Genomic DNA, 15,825 nt, shown 5'->3' with positions numbered 1-15,825 from the left:
CACGGACTCCCCAAGCTCGCCGACCGGCGACCTGCACAAACACCAGGAACAAGCGAATCGAACCGAAGGGGTGCAGTGTGAAGCCAACGTTTTGGCTCGAGGTGTCCGCGGCGGCGTCTTCATCACCGTGACGCCCAGGCTGGTGAAGACCTCGTCGAAGGCGGCGGTGAACTTGGTATCCCGATCACGGATAAGGAACCGGAACGAGGCGGCCCTGTGCCCGAGGTCCATGAGCAGGTTACGGGCCTGCTGGGCGGTCCAGGCGCCGGTGGGATGGGCGGTCACACCCAGGACGTGCACGCGGCGTGTTTCCACCTCCAACACGAACAACACGTACAGGCGTTTCAAGAAGACCGTGTCGACGTGGAAGAAATCGCAGGCCAGCAGCCCCTTCGCTTGCAGCCGTAGAAACGTCCGCCAAGAGGTGTCGAAGCTGCGAGGAGCCGGACCGTGTCGGCGCGAACGCAGGATCCGTCGCACGGTCGCCTCACTGACCTGCAAGCCGAGGCCGACCAGCTCGCCGTGTACCCGCCGATACCCCCACCCCGGGTTCTCCCGTGCCAGCCGGAGGACCAGTTCCTGGACCTCCTTGGTTGTTCCGGGACGGCCAGGGCGGTGGGGGAAAGTCCAGGAGCGTTTGATCAGCCGGCGATGCCATGCCAACAAGGTGCCCGGGGTGACCAGCCGATGCGCCCGCAACACCGTCGGCAGGAAGCGGGCCAAGGCCGCCAGGAGCGCCCGATCGGCCCAGTCCGGCTTCGGCCGGACGACCTGACGCTGCAACACCGCCACCTCATGGCGGAGCACCATGATCTCGACATCCTTGGATGCCTGGCCACGTCCCAGCAACACCAGCCAGCCGAACACCCGAATCAGAGTCAGATACAGCAGACGAACCGACACAGACCGCGATCTTGCCCGCGAGGCGTCTGGGGGTCAAAGCCCCAGATCAAGCACCACGCGATGAGTTATGAAGCGGTACACGATGCGACCATGTCGAGCGATGACCTCGGCCACTGCCTCGTCATGGCTCGGGTCTCGGGGAGGGCGCTGGCTTCTGCGCGGAGCACGCCTGCTTCATGCTGATCTGCTTGAGCACGGGCTGCGGACCTGCCGCAGCAATCAGTGACCTCGTTCCCGGCCGAGGAAGCACGACAGGAGTCGCCTGAAGTCGTGCGGGTGCTCGAGCGCCGGCACGTGCCCGCATCGGCCGAGCACGTGCAGACGGACATCGGCCAGGTGTTCGAGCAGCGGCAGGGCTGCCGTCCCGAGCGGGGTGACTCGGTCCTCGGCGCCGTGGACGAGCAGCACGGGCGCGCGGACCCCTGCCAGCGTTTGCGCCGAGAGGGTGAGCTCGTCGGCCCAACGTGCCCTGGGTGGAGGGAACAACGACGCGAATGCGGCCGCCCCCGCTCGCATCGCAGCTGCACGGGCAGCGACGGCCGACTCGGTCACGAGCGCTTGGTCGAGGACGAGGCGACTCAACATGTCTCGTGCCCCGAGCGGGCCGGCGGGGGCGGCCCAGATCGCGTCGAGCTCGGCGGACAGCGGCGCCCCGGGGGCGCCCATCGTCGAGACCGCCACGACACGGGTGACCTGCTGGGGACGCGCGGCCGCCAACGCCAGGGCCACGGCACCGCCCATGGAGTGGCCCACCACGGCGTAGTGCTCGACACCGAGAGCATCCATCAGGCCCGCGGCCTGCTCCGTCCACAGCCGGAGCCCACCCCTGGAGCCCGCCGGGATTGGTGTACGGCCGAACCCCGCCTGGTCAGGAGCCACCAGGTGCCAGGACGTGCCCAGCGCCTGGGCCGTCGTCGCCCAGGCGCCGGATCCGGTCGTACCGGGTCCGGAGCCGTGCAGCATCAGCACCGCGGGCCCAGTGCCGCTCTCCAGGACGTGGACGGGAGAGCCGTCGACTATGACGGTCCGAAGTGCCATCACCGGGACAGGTCAGGTGTGCTCATGCCGATGCGGAGTTGATGGACTTCGAAAAGACCTCCATCATCGCCCTGCCGAATTGCGGCATGTCGGGCCACCCCCGGCAGGAGACGAGGTTGCCGTCCACGACGTCGGGAGCGTCGATGACCGTCGCGCCCGCGTTCTCCATGTCACCGGTGATGGGGGGGAAGCACGCCGTCTTTCGACCCTTCAGCAGCCCGTACACAGCTGGCACCTGCGCGCCGTGGCACACCAGCGCGATCGGGAGGTTGCGCGCGAAGAAGTGCTCGGTGATGCGCCTGACGTCGGCGTCGACCCGGATCCACTCGGGGGCGCGTCCCCCAGGGATGATGAGGGCGTCATAGCGCTCGACGTCGACCTCGGCCCAGGGCACGTCGACCGGCAACTTTCGGCCGTTCTTCTCCACGTAGGCGTCGGAGTTGGGGTCGAACTCGTGGATGACCAGCTGAACGTCACGCATCGTCCGTGACGAGACGTCAACGTCCCAGCCGCCCTCCTGCACGCGATAGTAGGGATACATGGTGTCGAGCTCCTCGGCGGCGTCGCCGGTCAGGAGCAGCGCTCTGGGCACCTGCTTCTCCTCGCATCTGAGGCGGGTGAGGTGGATCCGATCCGATCCGATCCGATTGCGTCAGCATTCCTCGGCCCAGCCCGCCCGTCAAGCCTCTACCGCCATTCCGTCCGCATCCTTGACGTCATCGAACAATCGTCGGAACCGCTCGCCGGACAGCAGAATGTGCCGACGCATGGCGTAGGCGGCGGCGTCGGGGTCACGCGCGGCGATCGCGGCCAGAACTTCTTCGTGCTCGGCCATGGCCAAGTGAGTGACCTGGGTGTCGTGGAGAAGCCGGAACAGGTGCACGTGCGTGTGCAGGCGAGCGAGCGCTTCCCGGATGACCTCGTTCTCCGCGCTCAGGGCGACGAGATCGTGAAAAGCGGCGTCGCGTAGCCCGAAGGCGCCATAGGCCATGAGCCCGTCGCCCCCCTCCAGCTCCGCCATCTCCTCCAGCAGTCGTCGCAGACCGGCCACCTGCTTCGGGGATGCGCGTTCGGCGGATCTGCGCGCCACTGCCGGCTCGAGGAGCAGGCGGACCTCAAGCATGTCCTCGAATCGGTGACGGGTGATTTGGGGGGGAATGCGATAGCCGGCATGGGGCACACGCACGACCAGGCCCTCGGCCTCCATGCGGTTCAGAGCGTCTCGGATCGGCGTCTGCGAGACCCCCAGCTCTCGCGCCAGGGCGTCGATCGTGACGCGGGAGCCAGGCTCGATCCGTAGCGACATCAGCTGTCCGAGCAGCGTGTCGTACACCTCGTCGGCAAGCCGGCCGCGAGATCTTCCCGGTGGCATTCCGGCCGCCATGGCCCCACGGCGCCGCGCGATCATCGCCTCGTCGTCCATCGTGACATGAGGTCCTTTCTTGCGTTTTCGGGAACCTGTTGACATCGGTCGCAACGCTGCGGGATGTTGACGCCCCCACTCGGATCGTATAGGAAAGGTGACGGATGCCAGCCATCCTTCACCCATCGGGGAACCGCCCGCCATCGCTCCGCTTCGATCAGTTGGAGCTCCCATGAGCATGCTCGACGTCCTTCTCGGTTCGCCACCGGGCCGCACAGGGCCGAAGGACTGCTCGACTGCCTGAAGCCCCATGACGTCGTGGCGTACTCGTGACGCCGGTCTGCGGGTCAGCCCCTGCGACAGCCGGCAACACGCCTGAACACCCCAGCAACTGCTCGGCGAAGCACGCAGCAGGGCTCCAGAAGTCCCCACCCAGAAAGCAGGCAAGAAGATGCGGTATCCAAAGCGAATAGGACGACTGTCCGTTCCCGGTCGAAAGGTGCAGCTGGCGACGGCGGCCATGTTAGCGGCCACGACCGTGGCGGCTTGCGGCGGCGACACGCAGGCGAGCGCCCCCAAGGCACCGGCGACCATCCCGGAGCTCACCAAGGACCCGCTGACCCTCAGCTTCATCTGGTTCGACTGGCCCCCCGCCCACGCGCTGGAAGACTTCGCGAACGCGGAGTACACCAAGGAGCGGTCGAACGTGACCATCAAGGTCAACACCGTGCCGAACGCGAACTGGCACGACGCGATGTTCACCCAGTTCGCAGCGCACAAGACCGACTTCGACATCCCGATCCTGGACTCGCAACACATCGGCGAGGCCGTGACGAACGGCAACATCCTCGACATCACCGACTTCGTCAAGAAGAACATCGACGTCAAGGCCTACAACCCGTACCTCCTGGCGGCCTACGGCCAGTTCCCCCAGGCGGAGACCGGGAAGCGCGACGAAAACGCCCCCCTGTACGGACTACCGCTGCTCGGCGACACCTGGACGATGATCTACCGCAAGGACCTGATCGGCGACAAGCCACCGCAGACCTGGGACGAGATGATCTCAGTCGCCGAGAAGTGCCAGGCGGACCACCCTGGCGTCAGCGGGCTGGCTTTCCACCAGGCCAACGGCTCCGACGCCGCGGCCGTAACCTACAACACGGTCAACGGCGTCTACGGCGGCAACCTCTGGGACTCCAAGAAGCGCAAGATCCAGGGCGTCCTCAACGACACTGCAGGCCAGGAGGCGATGGACGTCCTGGTCAACAAGATGAAGCCGCTGACCGCCAAGGGCTCCGGCAACTGGTTCATCGACGAGGTGAACGCGGCGGTCGCCCAGGGCAAGGCATGCATCGCGTTCAACTGGATCGCCGCGAGCGGCGGCCTGCTTGACCCGAAGCAGTCGACGCTCGGCACCACGCGGGAGCAGATTCTCGACAAGCTGGGTTTCGCCCCTCTGCCGAGCCAGAAGACGAACCTGGTGCCTCTCGGCGGCATGGGGATGCACGTGTCGGCCTACTCCTCCAAGACGAACCAGGCGGAGGCCCTGAACTTCATGAAGTGGTTCGAGCGGGCTGATATCCAGAAGAAGTGGGCCGCCGCTGGTGGCGTGCCATCGCGTACGGACGCCCTGGAGTCGCCCGAGTTCCTCAATGCCCAGCCGTTCAACCAGGTGTACACCGACTCGGTTCCGCGGATGCGGGACATGTGGAACGTGCCCGAGTACGCGCGCCTCGTCGACATTGAGAACACCAACGTGAACGCGGCTCTCAACGGCGCGAAGAAGCCGAAGGATGCGCTCGACGACATCGCCAAGGAGCAGCAGGGCGTGCTCGACTCCAGCAGCCGCAAGGGCGGCGGCGGACTGTGAGTGACCCCGTCCCTCTGACGACCGACCACCCCGGGCAGGTGGCGTCCGCGACGCCGCCTGCACCGGGTCGGTCCCGCCGCTTGAGCGACCGCTGGCTCGCCGTGGCCTTCATCTCCCCCGCATTGCTGCTGTTGCTCGCAATGTCGGTGTTCCCGTTGCTGTGGGCGTTGTACCTGTCTTTCACCGACTACTCGGCCACCCGCGGGGGGCCCGCCCATTTCATCTGGTTCGAGAACTTCACCGCCATCCTGACTTCGGCGCAGGTCCACCTGAGGGCCTGGACGACGTTGATCTACGTGATCGGCGCGGTCACCCTGCAGACCGTGCTCGGTTTCGCCATCGCCTACCTGATCTCACGGCGTACGCACGGGCGAGGACTGCTGACCACTCTGTTCCTGGTTCCGATGATGCTGTCGCCCGTCGTGGTCGGGCTGTTCTGGCGATTCATGCTCGACGCGCAATTCGGCGTGATCAACAGCATGCTCGGCTCGCTCGGCCTGGGGCAGGTGGAGTGGCTCACCCGGCAGCGAACGGCATTGATTTCCCTGATCGTGGTCGACACCTGGCAATGGACGCCGTTCATCATGCTCATCGCACTTGCGGGCCTTACCGCGGTCCCCAAGTACTTGTACGAGGCCGCCTCGATCGACCGGGCGTCCGAGTGGTTCCGGTTCCGCACCATCACTCTTCCGCTGGTGTGGCCGCTGCTCCTCATTGCCGTGTTGTTCAGGGCCATCGAGGCCTTCCGACTGTTCGACCTCGTCTACATCCTCACTAGCGGAGGTCCGGGGGTCTCCACCGAGACGTTGTCGTTCCACGTCTACAAGGTCGCGTTCCTGGGCTTCAACACCGGAACCGCCTCGGCGTACGGGATCCTCATGGTCCTCGTCGTCATGGTCCTCACGCAGCTCTACCTGCGCTACTTGAACAAGCTCAAGGAGGACTGATGGCCGTCTCCGTCGACGAGGCCGTGTCCACAGGTCCTGCCCGGGATCACACGCCCCCCGCGCGTCGCTTCGGCGGCCGGGGCCGCTCCGTGCTGGAGGTCGCGCTGCTGACCGTGCTGGCCGTCGTGATGCTCTTTCCGGCGCTGTGGATGATCGAGACGTCCATAAAGGAGAACCGGGACGTCTACGCCATCCCGGCCAAGTTCTTCGACTTCAAGGTCACTATGGACCATTTCAAGGACGTGTTCGTCGCCTCCGGCGGCGGTCGCTCGGCCTTGTCCGTCTCGTTCCTCAACTCCGTCGTGGTCGCCGGGGTCTCCACGGCGCTGGCCACCGTGCTGGGGGTCCCGGCGGCCTGGGCCTACTCACGCTTCGCTGTGAAGGCCAAGAAGGACCAACTGTTCTTCATCCTGTCCACCCGCTTCATGCCGCCCGTGGTGGTCGTGATCCCGATCTTCCTCATGTACCGCCAAGTCGGACTCATCGACACCAAGCTCGGCCTGATCCTCATCTACGCCGCATTCAACGTCCCGTTCACGATCTGGATGATGAAGGGGTTCGTCGACGAGGTGCCCGCAGAGTACGAGGATGCCGCCATGCTCGACGGCTACACCCGCTTGCAGGCGTTCTGGCGATTTACCCTTCCCCTGCTCCTGCCCGGCATCGCCGCGACGGCGGTCTTCGCACTCATCTTCTCGTGGAACGAGTTCGTGTTCGCCATCTTCCTTACCTCCAGCGACGCCGTGCGGACGGCCCCACCCGCCATCGCCGGCCTCATCGGTGGAACCACTGTGGACTGGGGTCTCGTGGCCGCCGCCTCCGTGGTGTTCGCCCTACCGGTGCTCGTCTTCGCCTACCTGGTGCGCAAGCACCTCGTCGCCGGTGTGACGCTCGGGGCGGTGCGACGCTGATGGCGGGCATCGAGGTGACCGCCCTGCACAAGCGCTACCCGGACGGGACGGTCGCAGTTGATCACGTGGACCTGTCCATCGGCGACGGCGAGCTGTTCGTGATGCTCGGCCCTTCGGGTTGCGGCAAGACGACCACGCTGCGGGCCATAGCCGGCCTGGAGAGACAGACGACGGGCGACATCCGCATCGGCGACACGCTGGTCAACGACCTGCCGCCCGCCGAGCGCGACATCGCCATGGTGTTCCAGTTCTACGCTCTCTACCCGCATCTGAGAACCCGCGACAACCTGGCGTTCCCCCTGCGGGCCGAGGGACTGCCCAAGCAGGAGGTGCGCGAGCGGGTCGACGAGGCCGCCCGGCTGATGCGGCTCGGTCCGCTCCTGGACCGGCGACCGCACCGGCTGTCCGGCGGGGAGCAGCAGCGCGTCGCGCTTGCTCGCGCCCTGGTGCGACGGCCGCGCGCATTCCTCATGGACGAACCTCTCACCAATCTGGACGCGGAGCTGAGGGCGGACATGCGCACGGAGATCAAGCACCTGCAGGGGGAGCTTGGGACGACGATGGTCTACGTCACCCACGACCAAGTCGAGGCGATGTCGCTCGGTCACAGAATCGCCATCCTCAACAAGGGCCGCGTCGAGCAGATCGGCACGCCGCTGGAAGTCTACGACCGTCCGGCGAGTCTTTTCTGCGCCGCATTCATCGGCTCCCCGCCGATGAACCTGATTGAGGCGGAGGTGGCCGACGGGAAGCTGCGCAGTCAGGGCGGACTGGTCCTCACGCCACCGCCAAACCTGCCGCGCGACCGTCGCCTGGTCGCAGGCGTGCGGCCGGAGGCGCTGGAAGTCACAGAACCAGGGGCGGAACGTTCGGTCCCGGCCCGCGTGGTCTCGGCGGAGTGGCTGGGCGACGAAATCATCTACGTGGTTGACCACGGCGGCCAGCGCGACGTACGGGTTCGGATGCCACCGACTGTCCGTTTCGCTGCTGACGCACCGGTCGGGCTGCGGCACACCGGCGGCCCCCCGCCGGTCTACGACGTGAGCACGGAAGAGCTGGTGGCCTGATGGGAACCGTGGCAGTGCACGGGCTGTGCAAGTCCTTCGGTAAAGTCCAGGCCCTGGACGGGGTGACGCTGGACGTGCCGGACGGCTCGTTCTTCGTCGTGCTCGGGCCCTCCGGGGCAGGCAAGACGACGACCCTGCGAGCGATCGCCGGCCTTGAGAAGCTTGACGCCGGGTCGGTGCATCTGGACGGGAGGGACGCGACCGGTGACGCCCCGGCCGCACGCGACCTGGCCATGGTCTTCCAGAACTACGCCCTCTACCCGCGACACACGGCGTACGAGAACATCGCTTCGCCGCTGCGGGCACGCCGCTGTTCTTCGAGCGAGATCGCTGCCGCCGTCGAGCAGATGTCGAGCCTGCTGCACATCGAACGTCTGCTGCAGCGTCGTCCCGCGCAGTTGTCGGGCGGTGAGATGCAGCGTGTCGCCCTGGCCCGGGCGCTGGTCCGTCGTCCGCGCGCGTTTCTCATGGACGAGCCGCTGACGAACCTCGACCTCAAGCTCCGCGTCGAGATGCGCACCGAGCTCACCCGCATCCACCGGAGCCTCGGAGCAACCTTCATCTACGTGACCAACGACCAGGTCGAGGCCCTGTCCATGGCCGACCAGGTCGCGGTCCTCAAGGAGGGGAAGGTGCAACAGGTCGGAACGCCGACCGAGGTGTACGAGCGTCCAGCCAACCAGTGGGTCGCAGGCTTCGTCGGGAGCCCGCCGATCAGCCTGCTCGCCTGCCACGCCGAGGGAGATCGTCTGGTCGGGGCGGAAGGCTGGACGCTGCCGCGGCCCCGCTGGACCACGGCTGAGGACGGTCGTCCGCTGCTGCTGGGCCTGCGCGCAGAGGACCTGTCCGTCGAGCAGCGTGGGGACGCGTCGTTGTCGGGTGAGCTCTACGGCCTTGAGCCGCTCGGTGACCGAACGGTGGTCGACGTCCGAGTGGGGACGGAGATCCTCAAGGTCAAGGCACGACCCACCGTCACCGGCACGCCGGGCGAGCGGCTGCTTGTCACGGTCGACCTGGACCGTGCGCACCTGTTCGATGCGGGCACCGGGCTGGCGCTGTCCGAGGCCGGTAGGTAACCGCGCAGGGCGGCGACGTCAACATGCGCCCACAGGTGGCAATCGAGCCTCGGCGCGACGCTGAAGCAGCCATGGCTCGAGAAGGCGATCGGTGGCGCGAGGGCGTCGCCCCGCAGCCAGGGCCAAGGCCACGTTCGACCCGCTCGGCAACCTCGACCCCGACGAGGTCGTGTGGCCCGTTCGTCAACGCGCGTGGCGCGATCGCTGAGGTCACGCTGGACATCACCAAGAACATCACAGGAGGCGACGCAATGAGTGACCCGATGAACGTCCTGGCCCCCGAGCACCGGCGGCTCCGGATTGGCGACGCCTGGCGCGACGCCGCCAGCGGAGCCACCTTTGCCGTCGAGGACCCGGCCACCGGCAAGACCATCGCCGAGGTGGCGGACGCCGACGTCGTTGACGGGCTCGCCGCTCTGGACGTGGCGAGCAAGGCAATGGCGGAGTGGGCGGCGACCCCGCCGCGAAAACGGTCAGAGTTGTTGACCGCGACGTACCGGGCGCTGACCGAGCGATCCGAGGAGGTCGCCCGGCTGATAACGCTCGAGATGGGCAAGCCGCTCGCCGAGGCTCGGGGAGAGGTGGCCTACGGCGCCGAGTTCTTCCGTTGGTTCGCCGAGGAGGCGGTGCGCGTCGAGGGGCGCTACAACACCGCTCCCGCTGGTGGCTATCGCATCCTCACCGTGCCGAAGCCGGTCGGACCGTGCGTCTTCGTGACGCCCTGGAACTTTCCGTTGGCCATGGGTGCCCGCAAGATCGCTCCTGCGCTGGCGGCGGGCTGCACGACGATCACCAAGCCGGCGGCCCAGACGCCACTCACCATGCTGTTGCTGGCCCGCATCATGGAGGAGGTCGGCGTTCCCCCGGGCGTCGTCAACGTCGTGACAACCAAGCGCGCCGGCGAGGTGGTCTCAGCACTGCTGGCCGACCGTCGGACCCGCAAGCTTTCGTTCACCGGGTCGACCGAGGTCGGGCGCGTGCTGCTACGACAGGCGGCGGACAACGTGCTGCGCACCTCCATGGAACTGGGCGGCAACGCGGCCTTGATCGTGTGTGCCGACGCGGACCTGGACGTCGCGCTCGACGGTGCCATGGTGGCCAAGATGCGCAACATCGGGGAGTCCTGCATCGCGGCCAACCGAATCTACGTCGAGGAGCCGGTGCGCGAGGAGTTCACGGCGCGCTTCGCCGAGCGGATGGGCGCGCTCTCGGTGGGCCATGGTCTCGACGACGGCGTGGACGTCGGGGCGTTGATCGACGAGGCCTCGGTCACCAAGATCGGCGAGCTCGTCGCCGACGCGGTCAATCGCGGCGCCCGTGTCCTGGTGGGCGGCGAGCGTCCGGATGGGCCGGGTTACTTCTACCCGCCTACGGTCCTCGTCGACGTGCCCGAGGACGCGCGGATGCTGGAGGCGGAAATCTTCGGCCCGGTGGCGCCGATCATCTCGTTCACGTCCGACGACGAGGTGATGGCGAAGGCCAACGACACCGAGCACGGCCTGGTCGGATACGTCTTCACCCGTGACCTCCAGCGGGCGCTCCGGTTCACCGAGGGGCTGGAGACGGGGATGGTCGGCATCAACCGTGGTCTGATCTCGGACCCGTCAGCTCCATTCGGAGGCGTGAAGCAGTCCGGGATCGGCAAGGAGGGGTCGCACGAGGGCATCCTTGAGTACCTCGACGTCACCTACGCGGCGATCGACCTACCGTGACCGGCCTGCTGCTGCGGGTGCCCGCCGGGGATCGCCGCGCCCTGCGCACACATGACCTGACCGGCCTCCACCCGTGGGGCGGGACCCGGGCCATGGTCGGCGCGAATCCGCCGGCACCCGGGGACGCCGTCGACTCCGCCGGTGTGCGCGCCACAGACGCGGCCGCGTCGGTGGCTGGCGCGATCAGCCCTTTCGACGGTCCCAAAGGCTACGCCCTCGGGCTCATGACCGAGGTGCTGGTCGCGACCTTGACTCGTACGGCCCTTGGCGACGACGTCCGCCGGACCCTCGACCCGACTGACCCGCCCACCAAGGGCGACGTCTTCATCGCGATGGACCCGAGGGCGCCCGGGCACGACCGAGTCTGGGAGCCCGGCGCGCGCCTGCGCCACCCGGCAGCCAACCTTGCCGACGCCGTCCCGGTCTCGCAGGTGACCTGGACGTCCGCCCAGCAAATCACCGCCGACGTTCCAGAGAGGCACTGACATGCTTGAGACCGTCCGCGGACCACGCCAGCTGATAGTGGGCGAAGGGGTCGCGCAGAACATCCCACGGGTGGTGGCCGAGTGTGGCTCGCGAGTCCTCATCGTGACCGACCGGGTTCTTCTGGGGCAGCCGGGCGTGGCTGAGATCGTGGCCGCCGTGCGGGAGAAGGTCGAAGTCGTCGGGGTGTTTGCCGACGCGACTCCGGACGTGCCACTCGACGATGTCGCCCTGGCCGTCTCGGCCGCCGCAGAGGTGGACGCCGACGTGATCCTCGCCATCGGGGGTGGCACGGTGATCGACCTCGCCAAAATCGTCGGCGTCATCCGGCGCCACGGTGGGACGCCGCGCGACTTCTACGGCGAGTCGAAGGTGCCGGGGCCGACGATTCCTCTCGTCGCCGTCCCGACGACGTCAGGCACCGGCTCCGAGCTCACGCCCGTCTCGGTGTTGACCGACCCGGACCGCGAGCTGAAGGTGGGGGTCTCCAGCGTCCACATCGTGCCCGACTTCGCCATCGTCGACCCCGAGCTCACCTACACCTGCCCTGCGACCGTCACTGCCCACTCCGGCATCGACGCGTTTTGTCACGCGGTGGAGAGCTACACCGCGCGACCCCGGGCCCACGGACCGCGCGACCTGGTGAAGCAGGTCTTCCTTGGCCGCAACCCCATCACCGATCACTACGCGCTCCTGGCCGCGGAGCGGATTGCCCGCAGCTTGCCACAAGTCGTCAGGGACGGAGGCGACAAGGACGCGCGCGCGGACATGTCCTATGGGTCCATGCTGGCCGGGCTCGCATTTTCCCACGCAGGCAACGCGGCTCCGCACGCCCTCCAGTACCCCATCGGCGCAGCCACCCACACGCCGCACGGCCTGGGCGTCGGGCTGCTGCTGCCCTACGCGCTGGACGCGGCCAGGGATGCCATCGGCGACCGGTTGGCCATCCTCGCCGGGGTGTGCGGGCTCGACGTGACCGACGCCTCGGATGCCGAGGCCGCAGATGCGTTCCTCACATGGCTCGACGGGCTCCTTGCCGACATCGGCATCCCTGCCACCTTGGCGGACATCGGCGTGGCACGCGCCGACCTCCCGCGCTTCGCGGAGATGGGCAGTGGCGTCACCCGCTTGATCCAGAACCATCCAGGCCCGACCGACACCGCCAGCCTGACCGCGATCCTCGAAGCGGCCTGGATCGGGGACCGGACCCGACACGTCCTGACTCCGGAGCAGAGATAGTGACGGGCCTTTCACCTGACGACGAGTTCCCTGCCCCACCCTGGGTATCGGAATTGTCGGCTACGCCTTAATGGAGCCGCCCATTCCCAGGCCTGGCGCACAGCTGCGCGCCCACCAGGCCGGCCACGGCCGCTTTCCAGCGATTTATGCCGCGTGCGCGACCGGGTTCGCGAGGTCCTGGGGCCGTCGCCGGTGGCGACCTTCGCCTTATGGCGGGTGGCCATTTTGGAGATGGTGGACTGGGTGCTTGAGGGCCAGCGTCTTCAGCATCGACACCTCGGCGTAGCCGAGGAGATCAAGGCGAAGCTGGCGCGGTTCCTCCGGGAGACCCTCGGACTTAACTCAACCAGGACCAGACCCTCATCACGCACGCCCGCAGCCCGCGGGCGCGGTTCCTCGGCTATGACATCACCGCCCAGCACTCCAGCACGAAGATCAGCAATATGGCGCGAGGAACAGCATGTCAGCACTGAGCCTGAATCCACGAGGTGATTTGGTCTGATCATTTTCCGGTCGAATTTTCTCGACAAGGGTCGGTTCGCGGGTGAGGGTGCTTGTCTTGAGCAGGGGAAGCCGCCGCGCGCGGGGTCGCGGCCTATCCGGTGTCCTTCAAGGCTGGGGGCGGGGCGGGCGCGGCAGCGCGAGTGACCGTGCTGGGTCGTCGGCGGGTGCGCCGCTGCTGTGGCCGTTTCCGCCGGTGCGGGTGGCCTTTTGGGGTTTGGCGGTGGCGAAGCGCAGGCTGGGGCCGATCTCGTCTACGGTCATCTCGGTGACGGTGCGCTTGTCGCCGTCGCTGGTTTCGCAGGTGCGCATGCGCTGGCGTTCGTCCTGCACGACATGTTCGCGGCCCCGTTCCAGGAGATCGGCCACATCCTGGGCAAATCCGCCGATGCAACCAAGATGATCGCCAGCCGCGCCAGCCGCAAGGTCCAAGCCACGGACCGGCCGCCGGGCCCCGGCCGCGAGCACCAGCAGGTCGTCCAGGCATTCCGTGCTGCCGCCGTGGCGACTTCGAAGCGCTCCTGCGGGTTCTCGACCCGAACGTGAAGCTGACCGTTGACACCCCCGACGGCATGGTCGTCACCCTCGGCGCCACCGAGGTCGCCGCCGGTGCCCGCATGTTCTCCGGTAAGGTCGCCCGCCAACGACCCGTGCTGGTCAACGGCATCCCGGGGCACATGTCCTGGCGCTCGGACGGAACGCCGCTGTCGGTCATCACTTCCACCATCGCCGAAGGCCGGATCACTGGCATCCACATCGTGGTCGACCCGGCCAAACTCGCCTCGATCCAGCTGCCCGCCCCGGCCTGAGCCGGTGTCGTCCCCGGTCAGCCCGTGCATGGCAAGTCATTCCGGGCCGACCGACCGAATTCCTCACTGCCTGGCTGAGTTGGCCGATCTTGGAGAGCTCCGGCCGGAGCGAGGGCGTCAGGACGCGGAGTCTTCCGCCCCGCTCACCCTTCGAGATCGCACTACGCGCCGACTGTCCCGCTGGCCCACATACGGGGGGCATACCACCGATATACCGGGTTCTCGTAGCGTTGCTCCCCGTCCAACACCTATAGAGGGGACCTGAAATGCGCAAGATCTGGACCTTGGCCGGGATCGTTGCCACCGCGGCGATCGTCGCCTCCACCGGGGCGGCCCCGGCCGCAGCCGCAGCCGCAGCGCTGGCTACCTCCTCGGCTGCGCCGACTAACGCCAGCAACGTCACGACCAAGGCGTACAGCTATAGGAGCGGTCTGGGCACGCTGCAGATGCGCTATGGCAAGTACAAGAACAAGACGTGGATCTGGGCCCGTATCGAGAAGCCGACGAAGTTGGCCAACGACAAGTATGAAATCACAGTCGCCGCCCAGGGCACGTATCTTCACAAGAACATCAGCGGCACCAGCTACACCACGGCGTTGGAGGCGAAGGACGGCGTGAGGTACAAGGTGTGCATAGCCAAGATCGGCGCGCAGCTGTGCGAGGGCCGCGAGCTCGCGTGGGTCTACTGACTCGTTAAAGACCGGGGGGTCGGGGCTTGGTCAGGACAGCTCGACGGCCACCATACCGCCGGCGAGCCGACCCGCCCGCCCCACGGCGGCGATGCGGTCGAGAGCGTCGGCCCAGCCCTGCGGCGCCTCACCCAGGCGCAGGCCACGCCGAGCAGCACCCCCGCACGCGCCCCGCTCGGTGACGGCACGCCTCCACTCGGGGGCGAGCCTCACCGTGCCGTCGAACAACGTGCCGCCCGGGCCGTCGACCCGCAGCGCGCTCCCGCCGGGCAGCTCCACCCGCCAGCCCGCCGCGCTGTCGAGGGCGTTGTCGAGCGCGGCAACCAGGTGGAGCCCGTGCTGAAGCGCGCAGGACACCACGGCGTCGACCCGCTCGCCGCCCGCCGGGGTGGACACGTTCAGAACGGAGGCGTCGCTGAGGCGCCGGGGCCCGCGCCCGTGGGAGCAGAGCTGACCGCCCAAGGACCATCCAACGGGGAGGTCGCTCTCGCGCTGGGTTCCTGGTCACGCTGCGTCTTGACGACCTTGGCGGACGCCCACTTCAGCGACGGGCCGACGTCTTCGACCTCGACCTCGAACACCGTCCGCTTGAGGCCCTCGCGATCTTCATAGTTGCGCTGCTTCAGCCGCCCCGTGACCACGGCCCGGCAGCCCCTGGTCAGCGACTCTGCGCAGTTCTCGGCAAGCTTCCGGAACGCCGAGCAGCGCAGGAACAACGTGTCGCCATCGCTCCACTCGCCGGTGGCCTGGTCCCGAACTCGCCGCGACGACGCGATGGTGAACGACGCCACCGCCACACCCTGCTGCGAGAAGTTCAGCGAGGGATCGTCGGTGAGATTGCCCACCAGTGTGATCGTGGTGTCTCCGGTAGACATGACAGAACTCCTTCGGGGTTGAGAAGGGCTACCGGCACTCACAGCGAGCCATCGAAGCGACGACCCTTGAGTTCCGGAACCCGAGGAAATGGATAGGCTCGACCAGGGCATACACCCGCCGGTTCAACCGGACGCGGGCTCCGACCGGTGATACGACCACGACAAGTACCGGCGGATGGTCTGGGCCACCGGGCTCAAACCGGTCATCGCCCGCCAGGGCACCGAGCACGGCTCCGGCCTGGGCGTGCTAGGTAGCTGGTGTTTTTTGATCTATCTCGTGTCGGTCTCTCCTCGTGTGCCAAGGTGATCGATGTAGGTCACCGGGCGTGGGGAGAGATCGAG

17 protein-coding genes and 1 pseudogene are annotated in these 15,825 nt (G+C 67.4%); 12 read left to right on the top strand and 6 right to left on the bottom strand.

The window, feature by feature from the left end; all coding sequences use genetic code 11:
* The 4 genes from ACIBVN_RS58655 to ACIBVN_RS58640 form a co-directional block, all read right to left on the bottom strand.
* Nucleotides 1-903, bottom strand: a 903-nt coding sequence (locus ACIBVN_RS58655; RefSeq protein ID WP_397151264.1) for a helix-turn-helix domain-containing protein, incomplete at its 3' end; no start/stop codon positions are given.
* Between the two features lie 219 nt (nucleotides 904-1,122).
* A complete protein-coding gene (locus tag ACIBVN_RS58650; protein ID WP_349453553.1) occupies nucleotides 1,123-1,941 on the bottom strand; it encodes an alpha/beta hydrolase in 819 nt (272 codons plus the stop codon).
* A 22-nt stretch (nucleotides 1,942-1,963) separates the two neighbouring features.
* A complete protein-coding gene (locus tag ACIBVN_RS58645; RefSeq protein WP_138666282.1) occupies nucleotides 1,964-2,533 on the bottom strand; it encodes a DJ-1/PfpI family protein in 570 nt (189 codons plus the stop codon).
* Between the two features lie 87 nt (nucleotides 2,534-2,620).
* Nucleotides 2,621-3,364 carry a GntR family transcriptional regulator gene (locus ACIBVN_RS58640; protein WP_397151262.1) on the bottom strand — a complete coding sequence of 248 codons (744 nt, stop codon included), beginning with the start codon at nucleotides 3,362-3,364 and terminating at the stop codon, nucleotides 2,621-2,623.
* 439 nt (nucleotides 3,365-3,803) lie between these two features.
* On the opposite strand from ACIBVN_RS58640, the gene ACIBVN_RS58635 reads away from it, so the two are divergent.
* The 11 genes from ACIBVN_RS58635 (at nucleotide 3,804) to ACIBVN_RS58585 (ending at nucleotide 14,608) form a co-directional block, all read left to right on the top strand.
* A complete protein-coding gene (locus tag ACIBVN_RS58635) occupies nucleotides 3,804-5,174 on the top strand; it encodes an extracellular solute-binding protein (protein ID WP_349453488.1) in 1,371 nt (456 codons plus the stop codon).
* 80 nt (nucleotides 5,175-5,254) lie between these two features.
* The gene (locus ACIBVN_RS58630; protein WP_397151260.1) at nucleotides 5,255-6,121 is read left to right on the top strand and encodes a carbohydrate ABC transporter permease; all 867 of its coding nucleotides are present in this window, start codon (nucleotides 5,255-5,257) and stop codon (nucleotides 6,119-6,121) included.
* A complete protein-coding gene (locus ACIBVN_RS58625) occupies nucleotides 6,121-7,032 on the top strand; it encodes a carbohydrate ABC transporter permease (protein ID WP_349453490.1) in 912 nt (303 codons plus the stop codon). The genes ACIBVN_RS58630 and ACIBVN_RS58625 overlap by 1 nt, the downstream gene beginning before the upstream one ends.
* Nucleotides 7,032-8,099 carry an ATP-binding cassette domain-containing protein gene (locus ACIBVN_RS58620; RefSeq protein WP_357617409.1) on the top strand — a complete coding sequence of 356 codons (1,068 nt, stop codon included), beginning with the start codon at nucleotides 7,032-7,034 and terminating at the stop codon, nucleotides 8,097-8,099. Before ACIBVN_RS58625 ends, ACIBVN_RS58620 begins: the two co-directional genes overlap by 1 nt.
* Nucleotides 8,099-9,175: an ABC transporter ATP-binding protein gene (locus tag ACIBVN_RS58615; protein ID WP_397151257.1), complete on the top strand. Its 1,077-nt coding sequence runs from the start codon at nucleotides 8,099-8,101 to the stop codon at nucleotides 9,173-9,175. The genes ACIBVN_RS58620 and ACIBVN_RS58615 overlap by 1 nt, the downstream gene beginning before the upstream one ends.
* 251 nt (nucleotides 9,176-9,426) lie before the next feature.
* Entirely contained in the window at nucleotides 9,427-10,887 is a 1,461-nt protein-coding gene (locus ACIBVN_RS58610) for an NAD-dependent succinate-semialdehyde dehydrogenase (RefSeq protein WP_397151255.1), read from the top strand.
* Nucleotides 10,884-11,372, top strand: coding sequence for an Ldh family oxidoreductase (locus ACIBVN_RS58605; protein WP_397151253.1), 489 nt, complete (start codon nucleotides 10,884-10,886; stop codon nucleotides 11,370-11,372). Before ACIBVN_RS58610 ends, ACIBVN_RS58605 begins: the two co-directional genes overlap by 4 nt.
* A gap of 1 nt (nucleotide 11,373) precedes the next feature.
* Nucleotides 11,374-12,609 carry an iron-containing alcohol dehydrogenase gene (locus ACIBVN_RS58600; protein ID WP_397151251.1) on the top strand — a complete coding sequence of 412 codons (1,236 nt, stop codon included), beginning with the start codon at nucleotides 11,374-11,376 and terminating at the stop codon, nucleotides 12,607-12,609.
* Nucleotides 12,610-13,290: 681 nt separating this feature from the next.
* Entirely contained in the window at nucleotides 13,291-13,656 is a 366-nt protein-coding gene (locus ACIBVN_RS58595) for a hypothetical protein (protein WP_397151249.1), read from the top strand.
* On the top strand, nucleotides 13,653-13,919 hold the full coding sequence (locus ACIBVN_RS58590; protein WP_397151247.1) for a hypothetical protein: 267 nt from the start codon (nucleotides 13,653-13,655) through the stop codon (nucleotides 13,917-13,919). Before ACIBVN_RS58595 ends, ACIBVN_RS58590 begins: the two co-directional genes overlap by 4 nt.
* A gap of 266 nt (nucleotides 13,920-14,185) precedes the next feature.
* Nucleotides 14,186-14,608, top strand: a complete 423-nt coding sequence (locus ACIBVN_RS58585) for a hypothetical protein (RefSeq protein WP_397151245.1) — start codon at nucleotides 14,186-14,188, stop codon at nucleotides 14,606-14,608.
* A 30-nt stretch (nucleotides 14,609-14,638) separates the two neighbouring features.
* On the opposite strand, the gene ACIBVN_RS58580 is transcribed toward ACIBVN_RS58585, so the two are convergent.
* Together ACIBVN_RS58580 and ACIBVN_RS58575 are read right to left on the bottom strand one after the other, a co-directional pair.
* Nucleotides 14,639-15,004 carry a hypothetical protein gene (locus ACIBVN_RS58580; RefSeq protein ID WP_397151243.1) on the bottom strand — a complete coding sequence of 122 codons (366 nt, stop codon included), beginning with the start codon at nucleotides 15,002-15,004 and terminating at the stop codon, nucleotides 14,639-14,641.
* 2 nt (nucleotides 15,005-15,006) lie between these two features.
* Entirely contained in the window at nucleotides 15,007-15,483 is a 477-nt protein-coding gene (locus tag ACIBVN_RS58575; protein WP_397151241.1) for a single-stranded DNA-binding protein, read from the bottom strand.
* Nucleotides 15,484-15,634: 151 nt separating this feature from the next.
* Here ACIBVN_RS58575 and ACIBVN_RS58570 point away from each other — a divergent pair.
* Nucleotides 15,635-15,727: pseudogene (locus ACIBVN_RS58570) on the top strand (IS5/IS1182 family transposase); the annotation flags it as partial.
* Nucleotides 15,728-15,825 lie beyond the last annotated feature (98 nt).

It is taken from the genome of Nonomuraea sp. NPDC049400, assembly GCF_044466425.1.
Taxonomy (GTDB): Bacteria; Actinomycetota; Actinomycetes; order Streptosporangiales; family Streptosporangiaceae; genus Nonomuraea.
This window is presented reverse-complemented; position numbering and strand designations above follow the sequence as displayed.